Here is a 984-nt window from a genome sequence, read left to right on the forward strand (position 1 = left end):
AAGATCAGCAGAAACTCTTCAGCGGCCTGCGCGCCTCGGGCATCGCCATCGACCCCGCACCAGCGCAGTGAGGACCGGCAACTATAGCAGGCCGAATGGTCCCCCGGCGAAGGGGACGTCCAATCGGCGTCGGCGCAACCGCTACAAGGCCGGCAACGCGCCGCTGATTTCACCAGTCTTGGAGATCTCTTCGGCGATCTGCGCGGCGATGTCATCCTCGACGTCAAGAATGGTCTGACCGCGCAGGTCCCGATCATACTCCCTCGCCCAAACGACCGTGCCATCGGAACTCTTTACCAGGCGGGCGTGCAGATGAAGGATCATGCCGTCGACCGCAACACTTCCCTGCAAGTTGACGAGCGATCCTGCCGATCCCTCGACGGAGCGGCTTGGAGCAAGTACGACGATCCCATCCACCTTCATAAGTTGCGTAATGAGCTGGTCGACGAGGCCTTTCGCGATCTCGGCGCCCCTTGGCCCGCCGAGCGTAGCGAGCGGTTCAACAACGATTTTGACTTCCTCCCTCAATGCTGATGCCGCAGGCGCCGGCGATGTTGCTGACGGCGTGAGGTAATCCTCAAGGGGGCGGATGAGAGCAAGCACGGCGACGATTCCGAAGATCGCGGCAACACCGATCGGCAGGAGCAGACCCCGATAGGTCACCAGCCACCCATCCCTGCGTTGAAGCGCCGGAGCCTTGCAGTTTACTGGGGCAGCCCCTCTCGCGCCGGAGTCTTGTCCGCGGCTATCAAAGCTTGGAGCATAGCCGCCCTTCGGGATGGTGATCCGCACGGGATCGTTGCCACCCGATATCAGATAATATCGTTCGAGCGCGCGGCGAATGCGACCGGCCTCGATGCGAACAACGGGATCGTTCTGCGCGTCGAAAGTGGCATCACGCCCGAACACCGCCTGTGCAATCGTATAAGCCTTCAGCTGCTCGCATCGTCCTTCGAGCGCCTCTTCGACAACATATTCCAGGAA

Annotated in this window: 1 protein-coding gene; it reads right to left on the reverse strand. The window is 61.3% G+C overall.

Going from position 1 to position 984, the window contains the following annotated elements; translation table 11 throughout:
- Positions 1–141: 141 nt before the first annotated feature.
- The coding region (locus ACPYOJ_RS34495; protein WP_481420247.1) for a hypothetical protein at positions 142–984 on the reverse strand (843 nt) is incomplete at its 5' end.

The sequence above is a fragment of the Rhizobium sp. SVR5-9E genome, assembly GCF_056755095.1.